This window comes from Dyella sp. AD56, assembly GCF_002878475.1.
GTDB lineage: Bacteria > Pseudomonadota > Gammaproteobacteria > Xanthomonadales > Rhodanobacteraceae > Dyella.
Genome location: NZ_NRDP01000030.1, coordinates 53,772 through 72,896 on the forward strand (window position 1 = coordinate 53,772; position 19,125 = coordinate 72,896).

Below are 19,125 nucleotides of genomic sequence, written 5' to 3' on the forward strand. Positions count from 1 at the left end.
GTAGCAGAACCCCGAAAATCGACGGATCGACGCCCCTGCTACCATGCGTCGATGGACCACACCACGCCCGCGAAACTGGTCGCCTTGCGGCAAGCCATGCAGCAGCACGACGTTGCCGCCTGCCTCGTCCCCAGCGCTGATCCACATCTGTCCGAGTACCTGCCCGCCCATTGGCAGGCTCGCGCATGGCTTTCTGGCTTTAGTGGCTCGGCCGGCACGCTCGTCGTCACCGCCAACCATGCCGGACTGTGGACCGACAGCCGCTATTTCGCGCAGGCAGCGACGGAACTGGCCGGTAGCGGCGTTGATCTGATGAAGCAGCGCGTAGCCCACGCGCCCGAGCACATCGAGTGGCTGCTGGACCATCTGTCCGAGGGACAAACCCTGGCCGTGGCCGGCGACAGTTTTCCGCTGGCCGGCGCACGACAGCTCGAGCGACGCCTGGAGCACATCGGCGCCCGCCTGCGCACCGACCTGGACTTGCCCGGACTAATCTGGCCGGATCGTCCCTCCCTGCCCTCCGCTCCCGTGGTTGAGCACGCCATCCGTTATGCGACCCAGCAGCGCAGCGACAAATTTGGGCGCTTGCGCACTGCCATGCGCAAACTGGGCGCGACGCATCATTTGGTGTCCAGCCTGGATGACATCGCGTGGCTGACCAACCTGCGCGGCAGCGACGTTGAGTGCAATCCGGTGTTCCTCGCACATCTGCTGGTGCAGGCAGAAGGTCACGCCACGCTGTTTGTTGATCGCGGCAAGCTCACCGACGCGCTCGTAAGCGCGCTCGGCACTGATCAGATTCGCATCGCCGATTACGGCACAGTGACAGACGCGCTTTCCGAGCTCGGTGCACAGGATCGCCTGCTGCTCGACGGCAATCGCGTCGTGGTCGCCGTAGCCGCCGCCATTCCCAGCACCACGGGACTGGTCGAAGCGGCCAACCCTTCGACACTACTCAAGGCGCGCAAGACGGAAGCCGAGCTGGAACATATTCGCGACGTGATGCGCCGGGACGGCGCAGCACTCGCACGCGCGTTCCGCCGACTGGAGGAACGCGTCACCGCCGGCATGACGCAAACCGAGCTGGACGTGGACACACTCCTGCGCGAAGAGCGCTCAGCCCAGCCGAACTTCGTTGGCGAGAGTTTCTCGACCATCGCCGGCTATATGGCCAACGGCGCACTACCGCATTACCGGGCCATGCCGGAGGCGCATAGCACGCTCAAGGCCCAAGGCCTGCTACTGGTCGATTCCGGTGGCCAGTACCTGGGTGGCACCACCGATATCACGCGTGTGCTTGCCCTGGGCGAAACCACGGCCGAGCAACGGCGCGACGGGACGCTCGTGTTGAAGGGCATGATCGCCCTCAGTCGCGCCCGCTTTCCGAAAGGGGCGAGCGGCCCGCAGCTCGACGCGCTGGCGCGCGCACCGCTCTGGGCCAGTGGCATGGACTATGGCCATGGCACCGGGCACGGCGTGGGCTACTTCCTCAATGTCCATGAAGGGCCGCACGGCATCCGCCCGCCCGCCTCCGGCGCCACACTGGTGCCACTGGACCCGGGCATGATCACTTCGATCGAGCCGGGCCTCTACAAGCCGGGTCGACACGGTATTCGCCACGAGAACCTGGCCGTTGTGGTCGAGGCTGAGAAGACCGAGTTCGGCGAGTTCTATGGGTTCGAAACGCTAACCCTGTGCCCGTTCGACCGCCGCGCGCTGGAACCAAGCCTGCTCAACCCCGAAGAGCGCGCCTGGCTGGACGATTACCACGCCACCGTCCGCGCCGCGCTGTCGCCGCTACTGGAGGACGCTGACCTGGCATGGCTCGAGCGGCACTGCGCACCACTCTGACGGGCGGACGCCAGCATGCTTGACCTGCCCAGCGGCATCCTGGACTTCGGTGACGGCGAAACGCTGGCCGTCGATGGCGAACTGGCCGCCTTTGAGCAGACACGGGCCTACGCCCGGCTCACCAGCCACCCCAACCCGCACGTGCCAGACCTGCTCACACTCCAAGGCTGGCAAGAAACCATCGAAACGCACCGATGGCATGTAGCTCTGACGTTCTACCGGGGCCGTGGGGCCGGCATGTCCATGCACCTCGCCAACGGCCCCCTGAGCCCGTTCGACTGGAACCGGGTCAGCGAGGCCCTGCTCAAGCAGGAGGTCCAGCTGTTGGTACGCATGGCGCAAGCCGCACTGGGCCGGGCCGCCGATCACGCCACGTTCGCTCATGCGCCAGCATTCGGTGGTACCTGGGAGCTGCCCTGGGGCCAGCTCAGCGCACATGGCGAGCCGCGCTCCTACACCGCCGGGATCTATCTCACGCCCCGGCATCGGATCGGCAAGACCTATCCTGACTGATCGCCTCCGGCACGACGGGCGGCCGCTAACTACCCTGACTATATGTATATAAGTGGTCCAACGGCCTTGCAGCTCGCCATAGCGGGGACATCCGGCGGACCCTGCAATGCCCCGAAAGCGCCGCAAGATCGTGTCAATGCTTGACCTCCCCGCGCCCGCCACTCATCCTCCCGCGATTAACCACGCTGTCCACTTTCCCGCATGAGCAGTCGCTACAACGCCGCCGACATTGAAGTCCTCTCTGGCCTTGACCCGGTCAAGCGCCGCCCCGGCATGTATACGGACACCTCCCGCCCGAACCACTTGGTGCAGGAAGTGGTCGACAACTCGGTGGACGAGGCCCTCGCTGGCCACGCCAAATCCATCGAGGTGATCGTCCACACCGACGGCTCGGTCGAGGTAAGCGACGACGGCCGCGGCATGCCGGTGGACATCCACCCGGAAGAAGGCGTGCCGGGCGTTGAGCTGATCCTCACGCGTCTGCACGCGGGCGGTAAGTTCTCCGGCAAGAACTACAACTTCTCCGGCGGCTTGCACGGCGTGGGCGTCTCCGTGGTGAACGCGCTGTCCAACCGTGTGGAAGTCACCATCCGCCGCGACGGCAACGAATACCGCATGGCCTTCGAGAACGGCGACCGCGCCAGTGAGCTCGAGATCATTGGCACGGTGCCGAAGAAAAAGACCGGCACCACCGTACGCTTCTGGGCCGACCCGAAGTATTTCGACTCGCCGAAGATCTCGCTCGGCAAGCTGCGTCATCTGCTGCGCGCCAAGGCCGTGCTCTGCGCTGGTCTCAACGTGAAGCTGGTGGACGAAGCCACGGGCGACGTCAACGAGTGGTATTACGAGGACGGCCTGCGCGACTACCTGCGCGACGAGCTGTCCAACGCCGAGGCCATCCCGGCCGAGCTGTTCGTGCACCACGTACAGCGCGAGGCCGATGGTCTCGACGTGGCCCTCGCCTGGCTGCCCGAAGGCGAGCTGGTGCAGGAAAGCTACGTCAACCTCATTCCCACCGCCCAGGGCGGTACGCACGTGAACGGCCTGCGCTCGGGCCTCACCAATGCCATTCGCGAGTTCTGCGACATCCGCAACCTGCTGCCGCGCGGCGTGAAGCTCGCGCCGGAAGACGTGTGGGAGCGCCTCGCCTTCGTACTGTCGGCCAAGCTGCAAGATCCACAGTTCGCCGGCCAGACCAAGGAGCGCCTGTCCTCCCGCAATGCGGCTGGCATGGTCGAAGGCGTCATCCACGATGCCTTCAGCCTGTGGCTCAACCAGCACGTGGACCTGGGCGAGCGCATCGCCCAGCTCGCGATCGAGCGCGCCAGTGCGCGCCTGAAGGCCGCCAAGCAGGTGGTGCGCAAGAAGATTACCCAGGGCCCCGCCCTGCCCGGCAAGCTCGCCGACTGCACCGCCACCGACCTTAGCCGCACCGAGCTGTTCCTGGTGGAAGGCGACTCGGCGGGCGGTAGCGCCAAGCAGGCGCGCGACAAGGAATTCCAGGCCATTCTTCCGCTACGCGGCAAGATCCTCAACACCTGGGAAGTCGAGTCCGGCTCGGTGCTCGCCTCTGAAGAAGTGCACAACCTTGCTGTCGCCATTGGTTGCGACCCCGGCAAGGACGACCTGTCCGGCTTGCGCTACGGCAAGGTGGTGATCCTCGCCGACGCGGATTCCGACGGCCTGCACATCGCTACTCTGCTCAGTGCGCTGTTCCTCAGGCACTTCCCGTCGCTGGTCCGCGAAGGGCACGTGTTCGTTGCCATGCCACCCCTGTTCCGCGTGGACGTGGGCAAGCAGGTGTTCTACTGCCTGGACGAAAACGAAAAGAACGCGATGCTCGAGCGCGTGCAACGCGAAAAGATGAAAGGCCAGGTCAGCACCACCCGCTTCAAGGGTCTGGGCGAGATGAACCCGGGCCAGTTGCGCGAGTCGACCATCCATCCGGACACGCGCCGCCTGGTGCAGCTCACCGTGGATGGCGACGATGGCACGACCAAGCTGATGGACATGCTGCTTGCCAAGAAGCGCGCCAGCGACCGCAAGGCATGGCTCGAGGAAAAGGGCGATCTGGCGACATTGGAGGTTTGACCGCAGGGGCGCAGCAAGTCGCCCCGGATTTGCCCGTTTTGGCCGTCGCTGCAGCACAAACGACGGCCATGCTTATGGACAAGGCCCCTAACCAAGAACGGCACCATGCTACTCGCAGAGTATCCACAGGAAGTGGAAGGCCACCCGGATGTGGCAACAGTCACCACGCAGATCGTTCCATCCGTCCATACACGACTTTCCGGACTCGATGGCCTCCGGGCCATCGCCGTGTCGGCCGTCGTGCTTTTTCATGCCGATTTTTACTGGGCGCGAGGTGGCTACCTCGGCGTCGACCTGTTCTTTGTCATTTCCGGCTTCCTCATTACGGGGCTGATGGCCCGTGAAGTGGACCGCACGGGTCGGCTGGATCTGCGCGACTTCTACTGGCGTCGCGCCAAACGCCTGCTGCCCGCCTCGTGGCTGATGATGGCCGTGGTGGTGGCGATCGCCACGTGGGTCGCGCGCGATGCACTGCCCCATCTGCGCAACGACGTCGTCGCTTCGCTCGCCTACGTCACCAACTGGGAATTGCTGCGCAGCCAGACCTCCTACTTCGAGGCCACGGGCCGACCACCGCTTCTGCAGCACCTGTGGTCGCTCGCCATCGAAGAGCAGTTCTACATCCTGTGGGCGCCGCTGGCCTTCATTCTTCTACCGCGCATGAAGCGTCGCGGCATGGCGGTTATCGCTATCGTGCTTGCCGCGGCTTCCGCCGCATGGATGGCGCTGCTGGCGCACAAGATCGGCTATCCCGGACAGGGTGATCCGTCGCGCCTGTACTTCGGCACCGATACCCACGGCTTTGCCCTGCTGCTCGGTTCGGCCCTGGGTTTGCTCTGGCAGCCGTCACCCGAACTGGATCGCCCGGGTGTGATGGCCCGCGCCACCGGCTGGCTGCTCGGCCTGATCGCACTGACGTGCATGGTCGCGCTGTTCGCCATGATGGGCGAAGACACGCCCAGGCTTTACCCGTGGGGCTTCCTCGCCGCCGCCGCGACGTCCCTCGCGCTGATCATGATCGCCACGCACCCGGGCATGGCCTTCGGCCGCTGCCTCGACAACCCCGTGATGCGCTGGATCGGCGAGCGCTCCTACGGCATCTACCTGTGGCACTGGCCGGTGTTCATGCTGACGCGCCCGGGTATGGATCTGCGCGCGCTGGACAACCGCTCGGTGCTCGTCGTGCGCATCGTGCTGACGCTCGTCGTGGCAGCGCTCTCCTACCGCTATCTGGAAATGCCCATTCGTCGCGGTGCGCTCCGACGCATCTTCACCAGCACGCGCCGCCACGCATGGCCGGGACGCGTGGCAGTGATTGCCACACTGGTGCTGGTATTCGCCTCCATGGGCGTCTCGCTCTGGCACGCGCCCGCGCAAGCGAAGCCCGCGCAAGACGTGCGCGATGCGCTCGACCTCACCGCACCCGTGGCACCGATCCAACTACAGGACACGATTGCACCCATTGCAGCCGTGTCGGTGGAAGCGCCTGTCGAACCCGTGGTTGCACCGGTGGTCGACACGCAACCGGATCAACCCGCCGTGGAGGCGTTCACCGGTGACGAGCTGACGGCCGTGGGTGACTCCGTGTTGCTGGGCTCCAGCCGCCTGCTGAAGGCCACACTGCCCGGCGCGGACGTGCACGCAACGATGGGCTGGCAAGCCGCCGACGTCATCCGCCAGATCAAGACGCTCAAGAGCGCAGGCGCCGTGCGCGAAGTGGCACTGGTACATCTGGGAACCAACGGCTACGTCACCGAGGATCAGCTACGGCAGATTCTTTCCATGCTGTCCGACTGCAAGCGCGTGGTGCTGGTCAACACGCACGTGCCGCGTCGCTGGATGGAAGCCAACAACGCACTGATCGACCAAGTGGCGCCCGACTATCCGAACGTGGTCACTGTGCGTTGGAACGATGCATCGGATAACCAGCCCGATTACTTCGTTTCCGATGGCGTTCACCTGACCACCATCGGCCAGCGCGCCTTCATCACGGAAATCATGCGCACAGGTCATCTGGCGCGTGACAAGGCGGAAACCGCAGCAGCAGACACGACCGAGACCGCGGCGACCCATGCCACGGGCGATCTTTCACCTACGCTCGAACTGGCCCCGCAACCGGCGGCCAGCGACGACTACTGGAACAAAATGGCCCGTTGCGAGACGGATGCCAATTGGCAGAACGGCGGTCGTCATTCCGGCGGGCTTGGCATGTCGGTGGACGACTGGAAAACCTGGGGTGGTAATCAATTTGCCCCTACCCCGGCTGAAGCTACACCCGCCCAGCAGATCGAAGTCGCCAATCGCATCTCGACGCAGGGCTGGACGAATGACACGGGCGATATCGTCAAACCCATCGGCTTCGTACGCTGGCGCTGCGTGGCAGCATTGGGTCGCCCGCACTCCGCCTCACCCAACACGTATACGCGAGATAGCGTGCTGGCGCAGACGTTCCACCTGGGCGAGCGCGGCGACGTCGTGCGTGATCTGCAGCTGATCCTCACCGAAACACCCGATGGCATCTACACCATGAAGCTGCGCAAGAAACACCTTGCGTATCTGAAGCAGAATGGCCTGCCCGAGAACCTCGCGGGCACGGATTCTTGAATGACCGGAGCATATGGCGCATGGCACCAGTAACACGTTTTTTGATGATCAGTGCATGGTGCGCTGGCCTTTCCGCTCTTTCCTGCAGCCTTCCCGCTCAAGCACAGGATGCCCCTTCGTCGTTCGGCGGCGTCAGCGACCTGGTCTGCCCCAACGCGCCGCCAGCGCCACCCAAGCCGATAGCGGGCCGCCCTGCCGCCCGCGTCAACATGAGCGGCACCCAGATGCCCAGCGACGCCGAACTCGGCCCGCTGGCCAGGACGACCATCCGCCCGCAACCCCTGGTTGATACACAGACCCTTGCTGGATTCGCGCCGGGCAACAGCGAGCAACCGCGACGCATCGCCATCTGGGGAGACAGCCATATCGCCGGCGGTCCGTTTGCGTCGACGCTGATCCAGGCGCTGCGCGACAAGGGATTAAGCGTCGCCCCTCGCTTGCTGCCGCCGACCATGGGCCGCGCCAATGTGGTGCTCCCGGGTTTGCGCGCGTACTGCATTGGCTCGAGCTGGACGACCGACATCGCCTATACCTCGCCATCGCCGCTCGACATCGGGCCAGGCTTGGCCAACCGCGTCGTCGACGCCGGGCCGGATAGCTACGTCTGGCTCGACGTGCGCAACCCCTCGCGGCAAGCCGATGTGCGACAGCTCCAGGTGATCTATAGCGCACCCGCCGGCGCGACCATCGATTACGTGATCGATGATGGTGCACAGCGCACCGTGACATTGCCTGCGTCGAATACCAGCCAGGCGTTGGCGCTCGGCACCAACGGCGCCATGTCCACCATCAAGCTGCGCGTATCGCAGGGCAAGCTGGTGCTGCAGGGTTTCATCCTTGACCGACCGCAGATGCCCGACGTCAGCTTCGACGTGTTCGGCCTGCCTTCCGCGACGGTAAAGGGCTGGGCCAACGTCAATCCGAGCACGTTCGCCCAATCGCTGCACGGCGTGAGTTACGACGGCGTGTTGTTGGAGTTTGGTACCAACGAAGGCGCGGACCCTGACTTCGACACCGAGAAGTACGCCGCGATGCTGGAGCGTGCGCTCGGCAATATGCGACAAGTATTTCCCAAGGCATCGTGTGTACTGGTGGGGCCGCCTGACCGCGGCGTGTTGCGCCAAGGCAAGGGTGGCACGCTGCCGCTGCTCACCTACAGTCGCGTACACCAGCGCATCGAGCAGGTACAGCGAGACGTAGGCAGCCGTTTCGGTTGTGCGGCCTGGAGCTGGCAGGACCTTATGGGCGGACAGGGTGGAAGCTACGGCTGGGCGCATGCGCAACCCAGTCTGATGGGCCACGACCTGATCCACCTCAGCCCGGACGGTTATCGGCTCACCGGTCGCTCACTGGCTCACAGTCTGGGCTGGTCGCCCTGATCGCAAAAGTGGCGTCGCCTTGTCCATGATCGGGGACAAGGCGTTCACTCGACCGGGTGCTAATCTCGCCGAATGCACGCCCATTGGATCAGCCGCGCCATCCAGACGCTGGACGCCGAGGCCCATCGCTCGGCGGACACGCACCTCATCCGATTGGATTTGCCCGCCTTTCCCGGCATTCCGCTTTACCTCAAGGATGAATCGGTCCACCCCACCGGCAGCCTGAAGCATCGGCTGGCACGCTCGCTGTTTCTCTATGCCATCTGCAACGGTTGGCTCGAGCAAGGACGCCCCGTGGTGGAAGCATCCAGCGGCAGCACCGCGATTTCCGAAGCCTATTTCGCGCGGTTGCTCGACCTGCCCTTCTTCGCGGTAATGCCGCGTAGCACCTCACGCGACAAGATCACGCAGATCGAATTCTTTGGCGGCCACTGTCATCTCATCGACGACACCGACGTCTATGGCGCCGCGCAACGGCTGGCCGACGAGATCGGCGGCCACTACATGGACCAGTTCACCTATGCCGAGCGCGCCACCGACTGGCGCGGTAACAACAACATTGCCGAATCGATCTTCCGGCAGATGCAGCACGAGCCCGATCCCACGCCGCGCTGGATCGTCGTACCGGCCGGCACGGGCGGCACTTCCGCCACCATCGGCCGCTACATCCGTTATCGCGGCGGCCAGCTCGATCGCACACAACTGGCCGTGGTCGATCCGGAACACTCGGTGTTCTACGACTACTACCACCATCGCGATCCAGGCCTGCAACTGTCGCGCGGGTCGCGCATCGAAGGCATCGGTCGCCCGCGCGTGGAGCCGTCGTTCATGCCCGGCGTTATCGACCGCATGCTGCGCGTCCCCGATGCTGCCAGCATCGCCGCCCTTGGCCTGCTGGAAATGCTGCTCGGGCGGCGATGCGGTGGCTCGACCGGCACGAACCTGGTCGGTGCACTACAACTGATGGCTGAAATGAAAGCACGAGGTGAACACGGCCCGATGGTCACCCTGATCTGCGACGGCGGCGATCGCTACAGCGGCAGCTATTACGACAGGAATTGGCTGGATCGCGAAGGCCTCCATCAGCCCGACGAACGCTCGCGTCTGGAAACGGTGCTCGGCGAAGGACGCTGGATCGACTGAGCCGCGGTGCTTACACTCCCCACCTGTCGCCCTCCCCACCGACGGAGCCCTACATGGCCCTGACGCCACCCATCGACCTGCAACGCTGGATCGACGAACACCGTCACCTGCTGAAGCCGCCCGTCGGCAACAAGTGCATCGTGGACGGTGACTTCATTGTGATGATCGTAGGCGGCCCGAATGCGCGCACGGACTTCCATTACGACGAAGGTCCGGAATTCTTCTATCAGCTCGAAGGCGAGATGGTGCTGAAGGTGCAGGACGAGGGCATGTTGCGCGATATACCGATCCGCGCCGGCCAGATGTTCTACCTTCCGCCCTGCGTGCCGCACTCCCCGCAGCGCATGCCCGAATCCATCGGCCTGGTGATCGAGCGGCGACGCCTCGCTGGCGAGAAAGACGGCCTGATGTGGTACTGCGAGCGCTGCAACCACAAGTTGTACGAGGAGTACTTCACTCTCGACAGCATCGAGCAGGATTTCCCACCCGTGTTCGAACGCTTCTACCGCTCGATCGATGCCCGCACCTGCGTGGAATGCGGGCACCTGAATCCGGCACCCGCGAAGTACGCCTAAGCAGCGGCCTCAGCTACGTTGCAGCCACTTGCTCGCCATGCGGCGCAATGATTCGTCGCTCGCAGGGTCGTCGGCGATTTCCCGAATGGAGCGCCACGCCAGTGCGTGTGATTCCTCGCTGACTTCGAAGGCCTCGTTCGCACCCGCACGCACGACGTAACGCACGTCGTAATGCCAGTGCTCCGGCTCCTGCGCGCGGGCGGGAATGCGATGGCGATCGAGATCGAATGGCCCAAGCTCGACGTTGAGACCGGTGAGTCCGGACTCCTCTTCCGCCTCACGCAACGCGACCTGCGAGAGATCCATATCACCGTCAGCATGGCCGCCCAGCTGCAGCCAACGACTCAATTTGCGGTGGTGGGTCAGCAGGACGCGTTCGCCATCGGCACTGACGAGCCATGCCGATCCGGTGAAATGTCCCTCAAGGGATTCGCGCAGAAACACCTGCTGGCCGCCTGCCAAAAAATCGATGAAGTGCGAGACATCGCCCTCTTGGGGCCACTGCTGGCCGTAATGCTGAAACTGTGCGAGCAGTGCACTCATGGATCGTCCATTGCGTAAGAACATAAAGAAGTGGCCGCGTACCTACGTCGCCGCCGAACTGCATTATTTCAGAGATGGGCGGGCTTGACCCAGTTCAGAAGCGGGTCGCAGGCGACCGCAGTGCAACTTGTACCGCCAAGGTCCGCTGGGCTATGGTGGCCTGTCGTCGCTGGGGAGGCGACGCATGCATGGACCGTGGCGAAAGTCACGGTGGCAAGTTCATAAGAAACGACAGATCCGGCGGTAGGGGAGAAACATGCTGAAAAACCTGTTCGCGACGCACCCGATTCAGGCGTCGCCACACGTCGATGCAGGCGAATTGCCGCACGACAGCCTGGAAGGCGAAGCCAGCCTCAAGCGCGTACTTACCGCCCGCCATCTGGTGACGCTCGGCGTCGGCGCGGTCATCGGCGCCGGCATCTTCGTCATCACCGGACAGGCCGCCGCCGAACACGCCGGCCCCGCCTTGATCATCAGCTTCATCGTCGCCGGCATTGCTTGCGCTTTCGCGGGCCTGTGCTACGCGGAATTCGCGGCGATGATTCCCGTTTCCGGCAGCGCGTACGCCTATTCCTACGCAACCCTGGGCGAAATCGTCGCCTGGTTCATCGGCTGGAACCTCGTCCTCGAATATTTGTTCGCCGTGGCAACGGTGGCGGCCGGCTGGTCCGGCTATTTCAACGAGTGTCTTTCCATCCTCGGCCACTGGACTGGACTATCGCTGGCCCTGCCCGACTATTTGTCGACCGCGCCGCTCAAGTTCACCGACACGCACCAGATCGTCACCACCGGCGCACTGATCAACCTGCCGGCGGTACTCATCGTCAGCGGCCTGACCTGGCTCTGCTACGTGGGCATCACGCAGTCGACCTTCGTCAACTCGCTGATCGTGACCATCAAAGTGGTGGTCATCGCGCTGTTCCTGATCTTCGCGTTCCGCTTCATCAATCCGGCCAACTGGCATCCGTTCATTCCGCCGGAAGAAGGCCCTGGCCGTTTCGGCACCAGCGGCATTTTCCGCGCCGCCGTGCTGGTGTTCTTCTCCTACGTAGGCTTCGACGCCGTGTCGACGGCGGCAGGTGAAGCGAAGAATCCGCAGCGCGACATGCCCATCGGCATTCTCGGCTCGCTGGCTATCTGCACCGTTCTGTACATCGCGATGGCACTGACCCTCACCGGCATTGCTCCGTACTACAAGCTGGGCACACCGGAGCCGGTCGCTACCGCGCTAAGCCTCTACCCGCAGCTGAACTGGTTGAAGGCCATCGTGTCGTTCGGCGCGCTTGCCGGCCTGTCATCGGTGATCCTGGTGATGCTGCTGGGCACCTCGCGTATCTTCTTCAGCATGGCGAAGGACGGCCTGCTGCCGAAGGGTATGTCACGCGTTCACGCCAAGCACCGCACGCCGCACGTGGCCACCATCATTGGTGGCGTTGCGGCGCTGGTGATTGCCGGCCTGTTCCCGGTGAGCATCCTCGGCGAACTGGTGTCGATGGGGACACTGCTAGCGTTCACCACGGTGTGTATCGGCGTGCTGATCCTGCGCTATACCCGCCCCGAACTGCCGCGTTCGTTCCGCGTGCCTGGCATCTGGTTTGTGAGCGTGGCCGGCTCGGCGATCTGCCTTTACTTGTTCTGGCAGTCGTTCCGCGCCAATTGGCCGCTGATGCTCGGCTGGACTACCATCGGTATGCTCATCTATGCCATCTATGGGTATTCCCATAGCAAGCTCCGCAAGCAAAACTCCTGATCCGACACGAAGGGCCGGCCCAGCGCCGGCCCTCTCGTTTTGACCCCGCGCCTCCCGCAGCACCAGGCCGACGCATGCTCAAACAGTTATTCGCTCGCAAAACCGACTTCTCCGACGCCGACGACGCTTCTCACGGCCCTACCCTTCGCCGCACGCTAGGCCCCTGGGGCATCACTGCGCTGGGCATCGGCGCGGTCATCGGCACCGGCATTTTCGTGGTGACGGGCCAGGCCGCTGCGGAACACGCCGGCCCGGCCGTGCTGATCTCCTTCATGCTGGCAGCGATCTGCAGTGCCTTCACCGCGCTGTGCTACGCCGAGTTCGCCACGCTGATCCCAATCTCAGGCAGCTCGTACTCATACGCTTACGCGACGTTAGGCGAACTGGTGGCCTGGTTCATCGGCTGGAACATGGTGCTTGAGTACGGCATCTCCGCCTCCGCGGTGGCGGCGAGTTGGACCGGCTATTTCACCAGCCTGCTCGACAGCATGGGTGTCCATCTGCCGGTGTCGCTGACGGAAGCCCCGCTAGCCTTCACTGATGGTCATCTGGTGGCTACGGGTCACCTGATGAACCTTCCAGCGGTGGCGATCGTGTTGGCGCTGACCGCGCTGTGCTACGTGGGTATCAAGGAGTCGTCCGGGCTCAACGTCCTCATGGTGGCGCTCAAGGTGGGCCTGATCATCATCGTGGTGGTCGCCGGCTATCGCTATATCAACCCGGCCAACTGGCACCCGTTCATTCCGGCCAACGAAGCACCCGGCAAATACGGCTGGTCGGGCATCATGCGCGGCGCCGCCATGGTGTTCTTCGCCTACATAGGTTTCGAGGCGACATCGACTGCGGCGCAGGAATGCAAGAACCCGCAGCGCGACCTGCCATTCGGCACCTTGGTCTCGCTGGTGATCTGCACGGTGCTCTACCTCGCGATGGCCGCCGTGCTCACGGGCCTGCTCTCCTACACCCAGCTCGGCACGGCAGAGCCTGTCGTGACGGCGGTGAAGAACTACCCGCAACTCGGCTGGTTGCGACTGGTGGTTGAGATCGGTGCGCTCATCGGCCTGTCGTCCGTGATCCTGGTCATGATCATCGCGCAGCCGCGCATCTTCATGATCATGTCCCGCGATGGTCTGCTGCCGAAGGTATTCAACCGCATCCATCCCAAGTACCGCACGCCGCATATCAACACCGTCATTACGGGTATCGGCATCGCCATCCTGGCGGCGGTGTTTCCGCTGGATCTGCTCGCCGACCTGACGTCGATGGGCACGCTGATCGCCTTCGTGGCGGTCTGTGCAGGCGTGCTGATCCTGCGCTATACGTCGCCCCACCTGCACCGGGGCTTCCGCGTGCCCTGGGCCTGGTTTATCTGCCCTGCGGGCGTGATCAGCTGCCTGTCCCTGCTCTATTTCATGAGCTGGTTCAACTGGCTCCTGATGATCATCTGGACGGTGCTGGGCCTGGCCATCTACTTCGGCTACGGAATGCGCCACAGCCGGCTCCACCGGCAGGCCAAACAGGGTTAAGCGGGCTTTGGCGGCGATTTGCCGCCAACGTCGCCGAAAATGTCGCCAGGGGGTACATCACCTCCTGGGTACGAATGATTGGTCCCCGGCAAGGATTCGTGAGGCCCAGTCTTTAATAAACTTACAACTCGTTGATTTTAATCATTTTAACGAGACTTTTTCGAGAAAATTTTGAGGCCCCTGGGCCCCAAAATGCCCTGCCAGGAGTATTATCTGTGCTCCGTGGGTTGATCACTTGGCAGTGGGCCCCGGATTGCCGCCCGGCGCGTCAGGCGGGTCAGCTCCTCGGCCTGACGCGTCTGGGCAGCACCTTCTCTCACCGAGTTCTTCGGTTCGAGTTTTCCTTTGCGAATACAACATGCGCATCACGCAAAACGTGATCGTGTGTGTGACGAGCACGTCATAAAAAAAGAAAGGCCGGCGTGATGGCCGGCCTTCTGTGTCGCGTCGAACGCAGTGATCAGGCTTTCTTCGGCGCGTGCGATACGCACCAGCCCTTCGAGCTCACTGCCTTGCCCGGGAACAACTGGCACGGACCGTAACCCGTCGGACCACCGGAGTAGAACTGGCAGTTGGCGCAAGAGTCGCCCGCCTTGTGCTTTGCGTCGGCCGTCTTGCTGGCGTCTTCGACGTAACCGAGTGCCTTGGCGGTCGGATCCGAATCAGCCAGGTGCGGCAGATCGGCAGCGCGCGCGACGCGCGGCAAGGTCCCGATCATGGCAGCTGCGACAGCCGTCCCGGCTGCGGCCTTGAGAAACCGGCGGCGCGATTCGATATCTTTCTCTTGCGACATGGGTCCAACCTCCGTCGTAAAGCATTCATGTTCGCCACGCCCGTGACAAACCTCGGCCGATCCTACTCGTCCCGTCGATAAGTCGTGAGAATGGATCGCATTTTCGGCGCATCGAGGAAAACGGGCGTGGTATAGTGCCACCCCGTTTGGACGTCCATACATCATGAGCCAGGTTCTCCCAGACACCATTTCGCCCGCGTTGTTCGCCGAGCGTTCCGACGCCATCGCCGACGCTGCGCGCGAACTCGCTGCCGCCGGCTGGACGCCCGCCACCAGTAGCAATTTCTCGATGCGCATCGATGGCGACCACGCCGCGATCACCATCTCGGGCCGCGACAAGGGCAAGCTCGGTCGCGACGACATCATGCTGATCGACATGCACGGCAAGGCTGTCGGCACCAGTGCTCGTCCCAGCGCTGAGACCGAACTGCACACGCAGATCTACCGTCGCTTCCCTGAGATCAACGTGGTGCTGCACACGCATTCACGCACCCAGAGCGTGGCCTCGCGCCTGTTCGCTCCCGATGGCGTTGTGAAGCTGGAAGGCTGGGAGCTGCAGAAGGCCATCGCCGGCCAGACCACGCACGATGCCGAACTAGCGATCCCGGTGTTCCCGAACACGCAGCACATGCCGGAGCTGGTTGCGCAAGTGGAGGCGTGGCTGGACAGCGGCCGTCCCCTGCACGCCTATCTCATCAACGGCCACGGTATATACACCTGGGGCCGCGACATGGCCGAGACGCGCCGTCATCTGGAAGCGCTCGAATTCCTGCTCGGTTGCGAACTTGATCTCCGGAGGTTGTCGGCATGAGCCGTCTGCGCATTTTCAATGACACCCAGCCCCAAGCCCCGCTCTCGGTCCATACCGAGCACAGCGACATCGCCAGCGAGCTGGCCAAGGTGGGCGTGCGCTTCGAGCAATGGGAAGCCAACCAGCCGATCGCACCGGGCGCCAGTCAGGACGAAGTGATCGCGGCTTACCGCAGCGACATCGACCGGCTGATGTCCGAAGAGGGCTACCAGGCCGTCGACGTGATCAGCCTCAAGCCGGACCATCCGGATCGGGCCACCCTGCGCCAAAAGTTCCTCAGCGAACACACGCACAGCGAAGACGAAGTGCGCTTCTTCGTTGCCGGCGCCGGCCAGTTCACCCTCCATCTCAACGGCAAGGTCTACGACGTGCTGTGCGAGCAAGGCGACCTGATCGGCGTGCCGGACGGTACCCGCCACTGGTTCGACATGAGCGAAGCCCCCTACTTCGTGGCGATCCGCCTGTTCACCAACAAGGATGGCTGGGTGGCGCAATTCACCGGCGAGGATATCGCTACACAGTTCCCCCGCATGACGCCGCATACCTCCGCGCAGGCCGCCTGAGCCCTGCACCGGCCCGGCCGGGTGACCCGGATCATGAACCGGCATACCGCCCCTCGCTCCAGGGGTGGGGGCCGGGTAAGCTTGTCGCTCCCCCTATCAAGCCTTCCCGCATGACTGTCATCCGCGCCATCGTCACCGACATCGAAGGCACCACCAGCTCGATCAGCTTCGTCAAGGACGTACTGTTCCCGTACGCCTACAAGCGCCTGCCTGCCTTCATCGAAACGCATGGTGACACGCCGGAAGTGCAGCACTGGCTGCACGAGGCGGCCAAAGAGGCGGGCATCGTCGAAGCACCGCGCCAGGAAGTGATCGAACTGCTGCTGCGCTGGATCAAGGAAGACCGCAAGTCCACCGCGCTGAAAGCACTGCAGGGCATGATCTGGCAAGAAGGCTATGCCGGTGGCGAGTACCAGGCACATCTCTACCCCGAAGTGTCGGCCAAGCTGCATGAGTGGCGCGCCGACGGCCTGCATCTGTACGTCTATTCGTCGGGCTCGGTACCTGCGCAGAAGCTGTTCTTCCGCTATAGCGAAGCGGGCGACCTGACCCCGATGTTCTCCGGTTACTTCGATACCGAGACCGGCCCCAAGCGCGAACAACGTTCCTACGAGCTGATCGCCGACGCCATCGGCGAGTTGCCCGAGCACCTCCTGTTCCTGTCCGACATCGTGGAAGAACTCGACGCCGCGCGTGCCGCCGGATTCCGCTCCGGCTGGCTGCTGCGCGAGCCGCTGGAGATACCGGACGCACCGCGTCACCCGGCCTACCGCACGTTCGACGACATCGTCCTCTGACCTTTCGGGTTGCCGCCATGCGTACTGCCCTGACCGCACTGCTCGCCTTTGCAGCCGGCGTATTGCTCATGGTGGGCCTGTCTCATCGCGCGCCTCCTGCCCCGGCGGCCGGCGCGCAGGAGCAGGCAGCGCAGGGCACGACCGCACCCGCCCCCGCCAGCACGGCGGAAACGGACGACGACAACTCCCCCTCGGACAATTGGCCCCAACAGGCACCGTCACCCGAACAAGTCATGTACGCCCAGCGCAACATGGTGCACAAGGCGCTGGCCGAGCTGGGCCCGCGCACGCCGGGTCGACCCAATCTCTATGTCGTGGCCTTCGGCGGCGATGGCGGTGAGGATGTCTTCCGCAACGAAGCCGAGTACGCAGCGAAGATGTTTCCAGAGCGCTTCGGCCACGACACACACGTAGTCGTGCTGGAGAACAATCCTGGCTCGCTGGAGCGACACCCCCTCGCCAGTTGGAGCAATCTGGAGGAAACCCTCGACGGCATCGCGAGCCTGATGAAGCCGGACGAGGACATCCTGCTGCTCTATCTCACCACGCATGGTGGTGAGGACCACACGCTGCTGGTGGATATGGATCCACTCCCGCTGGACCAGATTGGCACGGACGATCTCTCCGGCATCCTGTCCAAGCGCCCCTTCAAGTGGAAGGTCGTGGTGGTCAATGCCTGCTACTCCGGCGGCTTCGTGCCGTCGCTTCAGGGCCCAGGCACGCTGGTCATCACGGCGGCACGCGCTGATCGCAGCTCGTTCGGTTGCGGCAGCGATTCGGACATCACTTATTTCGGGCACGCGTGGTTGGTCGATGGGCTCAACCACACCACCGATTTCATGGAAGCCTACCGCCAGGCTTCTTCCGAAATCGCGAAATGGGAAGCCAAGGACAAGCTGACACCGTCGGAGCCGCAGATGAGCGTGGGCACCGGTATTGCCGAGCAGCTCGCCTTGTGGCGCAAGCACATCACGCCGGGGCCGGTCGTCGTCTTCAAGCCGGCCGTCCCCGCAACGATACTGGGCCGCCCCGGCGAAGCTCGCTGAGCCGCCCAGCTGCGTTCATGCGGGCACAGGGCTGCGTGCGTGCCAGATCCAGCGCTCCTCGCTGAGCGGTTCACCCCTCCCGTCCAGTGGAAACAGCACCACGTTGCGCGGCGCCACGCGTAGATCCATGCCCGGCTGCAGCCCGAACCGCGAAAGATCTTCGCTAGCCACGTCCGCTTCGAGCGCAAGGTCGAGCGAGGCGACGTGGAGATCCAGATGGGCGACACCGCCCGCTAAATAGATATGCCTTAGATGCGCCTGCCACGCCGGCGACGACGACGGCGTTGCCAGCCGCAGTTGCTCCGGTCGTACATAAGCCACGGCTTCCGTGAAGCGCCCTTGCCATGGATCACCCTCCGCTATCCATCCACCGGCGGCGAATCCGCCAGCATGCCTCCGTACCGAAAAGCGGTTCACCTTGCCGATGAACTCGCAGACGAAGGGCGTGGCGGGCTGCTGGTAGATGACCTCGGGTGGCGCCACCTGCTCGATGCGTCCCTTATTCATCACGGCAACGCGGTCGGCCAGTTCCAGGGCTTCTTCCTGGTCATGCGTGACGAAGATGCTGGTAAGCCCAAGCTCTTCGTGCAGCTCGCGCAGCCAGCGTCGCAAGGCCACGCGCACCTGCGCATCGAGCGCACCGAATGGCTCATCCAGCAGCAGCATGTCCGGCTCCACCGCAAGCGCACGAGCCAGCGCCACGCGTTGTCGCTGCCCACCGGAAAGCTGGGTGGGGTAACGCGTACCCAGGCCATCCAGCTGGACGCGACGCAACAGCCGGTCCACACGCGCACGGATCTCGGCACGCGACGGCCGTGTACGCCAGGGCCGCACACGCAGACCGAAGGCAATGTTTTCGATCACCGTCAGGTGGCGAAACAAGGCGTAGTGCTGGAACACCATGCCGATGCGGCGCTCGCGCGCAGGTGTAGCGAGAAAGTCGTCGCCATTCCTGAGCACGCTGCCACTATCGGGGTAATCAAGGCCGGCCAGAATGCGCAGCAGCGTCGTCTTGCCCGAGCCCGAAGGCCCGAGCAAGGCGAGGAATTCGCCCGGCGCAATGTCCAGGCTGACGTCATCCAACGCCTGGAAACCCGCGAAGCGGCGATGGAGTCGGGACAATTCAAGCACCGTACGGCC

16 protein-coding genes are annotated in these 19,125 nt (G+C 63.8%); 13 read left to right on the plus strand and 3 right to left on the minus strand.

Features of this window, described 5'->3' with window-relative positions:
- The first annotated feature begins 51 nt into the window (after nt 1-51).
- From DyAD56_RS18995 to DyAD56_RS19025, 7 genes are all read left to right on the plus strand, one after another.
- Nucleotides 52-1,851: an aminopeptidase P family protein gene (locus DyAD56_RS18995; protein WP_102304406.1), complete on the plus strand. Its 1,800-nt coding sequence runs from the start codon at nt 52-54 to the stop codon at nt 1,849-1,851.
- Nucleotides 1,852-1,866: 15 nt separating this feature from the next.
- Complete coding sequence (locus DyAD56_RS19000) at nt 1,867-2,364, plus strand: hypothetical protein (RefSeq protein ID WP_102304407.1); 498 nt, start codon at nt 1,867-1,869, stop codon at nt 2,362-2,364.
- A 201-nt stretch (nt 2,365-2,565) separates the two neighbouring features.
- Nucleotides 2,566-4,455 (plus strand): DNA topoisomerase IV subunit B, encoded by a 1,890-nt coding sequence (gene parE, locus DyAD56_RS19005; protein WP_102304408.1) that lies wholly within the window; start codon nt 2,566-2,568, stop codon nt 4,453-4,455.
- A 105-nt stretch (nt 4,456-4,560) separates the two neighbouring features.
- Nucleotides 4,561-7,059: an acyltransferase family protein gene (locus tag DyAD56_RS19010; RefSeq protein WP_102304409.1), complete on the plus strand. Its 2,499-nt coding sequence runs from the start codon at nt 4,561-4,563 to the stop codon at nt 7,057-7,059.
- Nucleotides 7,060-7,079: 20 nt separating this feature from the next.
- Nucleotides 7,080-8,438 (plus strand): GDSL-type esterase/lipase family protein, encoded by a 1,359-nt coding sequence (locus DyAD56_RS19015; RefSeq protein ID WP_146010570.1) that lies wholly within the window; start codon nt 7,080-7,082, stop codon nt 8,436-8,438.
- Between the two features lie 72 nt (nt 8,439-8,510).
- The gene (locus DyAD56_RS19020; RefSeq protein ID WP_102304411.1) at nt 8,511-9,581 is read left to right on the plus strand and encodes a PLP-dependent cysteine synthase family protein; all 1,071 of its coding nucleotides are present in this window, start codon (nt 8,511-8,513) and stop codon (nt 9,579-9,581) included.
- 53 nt (nt 9,582-9,634) lie between these two features.
- Complete coding sequence (locus DyAD56_RS19025) at nt 9,635-10,156, plus strand: 3-hydroxyanthranilate 3,4-dioxygenase (protein WP_102304412.1); 522 nt, start codon at nt 9,635-9,637, stop codon at nt 10,154-10,156.
- Between the two features lie 9 nt (nt 10,157-10,165).
- Here the strand turns inward: DyAD56_RS19025 and DyAD56_RS19030 are convergent, their stop codons facing one another.
- Nucleotides 10,166-10,699 carry an NUDIX hydrolase gene (locus tag DyAD56_RS19030; RefSeq protein ID WP_102304413.1) on the minus strand — a complete coding sequence of 178 codons (534 nt, stop codon included), beginning with the start codon at nt 10,697-10,699 and terminating at the stop codon, nt 10,166-10,168.
- 256 nt (nt 10,700-10,955) lie between these two features.
- Between DyAD56_RS19030 and DyAD56_RS19035 the strand changes: the two genes are divergently transcribed.
- Together DyAD56_RS19035 and DyAD56_RS19040 are read left to right on the plus strand one after the other, a co-directional pair.
- Nucleotides 10,956-12,449: an amino acid permease gene (locus DyAD56_RS19035; RefSeq protein WP_102304414.1), complete on the plus strand. Its 1,494-nt coding sequence runs from the start codon at nt 10,956-10,958 to the stop codon at nt 12,447-12,449.
- 74 nt (nt 12,450-12,523) lie between these two features.
- Entirely contained in the window at nt 12,524-13,975 is a 1,452-nt protein-coding gene (locus DyAD56_RS19040; protein ID WP_102304415.1) for an amino acid permease, read from the plus strand.
- 460 nt (nt 13,976-14,435) lie between these two features.
- Here DyAD56_RS19040 and DyAD56_RS19045 read toward each other — a convergent pair whose 3' ends face one another.
- The gene (locus DyAD56_RS19045; protein WP_102304416.1) at nt 14,436-14,768 is read right to left on the minus strand and encodes a high-potential iron-sulfur protein; all 333 of its coding nucleotides are present in this window, start codon (nt 14,766-14,768) and stop codon (nt 14,436-14,438) included.
- Between the two features lie 163 nt (nt 14,769-14,931).
- Between DyAD56_RS19045 and DyAD56_RS19050 the strand changes: the two genes are divergently transcribed.
- The 4 genes from DyAD56_RS19050 to DyAD56_RS19065 all read left to right on the plus strand — a co-directional run bounded on the left by DyAD56_RS19050 (nt 14,932) and on the right by DyAD56_RS19065 (nt 17,985).
- Nucleotides 14,932-15,579 carry a methylthioribulose 1-phosphate dehydratase gene (locus tag DyAD56_RS19050; protein WP_102304417.1) on the plus strand — a complete coding sequence of 216 codons (648 nt, stop codon included), beginning with the start codon at nt 14,932-14,934 and terminating at the stop codon, nt 15,577-15,579.
- Nucleotides 15,576-16,142: an acireductone dioxygenase gene (locus DyAD56_RS19055; RefSeq protein WP_102304418.1), complete on the plus strand. Its 567-nt coding sequence runs from the start codon at nt 15,576-15,578 to the stop codon at nt 16,140-16,142. The genes DyAD56_RS19050 and DyAD56_RS19055 overlap by 4 nt, the downstream gene beginning before the upstream one ends.
- A gap of 110 nt (nt 16,143-16,252) precedes the next feature.
- Complete coding sequence (gene mtnC / locus DyAD56_RS19060) at nt 16,253-16,939, plus strand: acireductone synthase (RefSeq protein ID WP_102304419.1); 687 nt, start codon at nt 16,253-16,255, stop codon at nt 16,937-16,939.
- A 17-nt stretch (nt 16,940-16,956) separates the two neighbouring features.
- The gene (locus tag DyAD56_RS19065; RefSeq protein WP_102304420.1) at nt 16,957-17,985 is read left to right on the plus strand and encodes a C13 family peptidase; all 1,029 of its coding nucleotides are present in this window, start codon (nt 16,957-16,959) and stop codon (nt 17,983-17,985) included.
- Between the two features lie 15 nt (nt 17,986-18,000).
- Here DyAD56_RS19065 and DyAD56_RS19070 read toward each other — a convergent pair whose 3' ends face one another.
- Nucleotides 18,001-19,116, minus strand: coding sequence for a TOBE-like domain-containing protein (locus DyAD56_RS19070; RefSeq protein WP_102304421.1), 1,116 nt, complete (start codon nt 19,114-19,116; stop codon nt 18,001-18,003).
- Nucleotides 19,117-19,125: the final 9 nt, after the last annotated feature.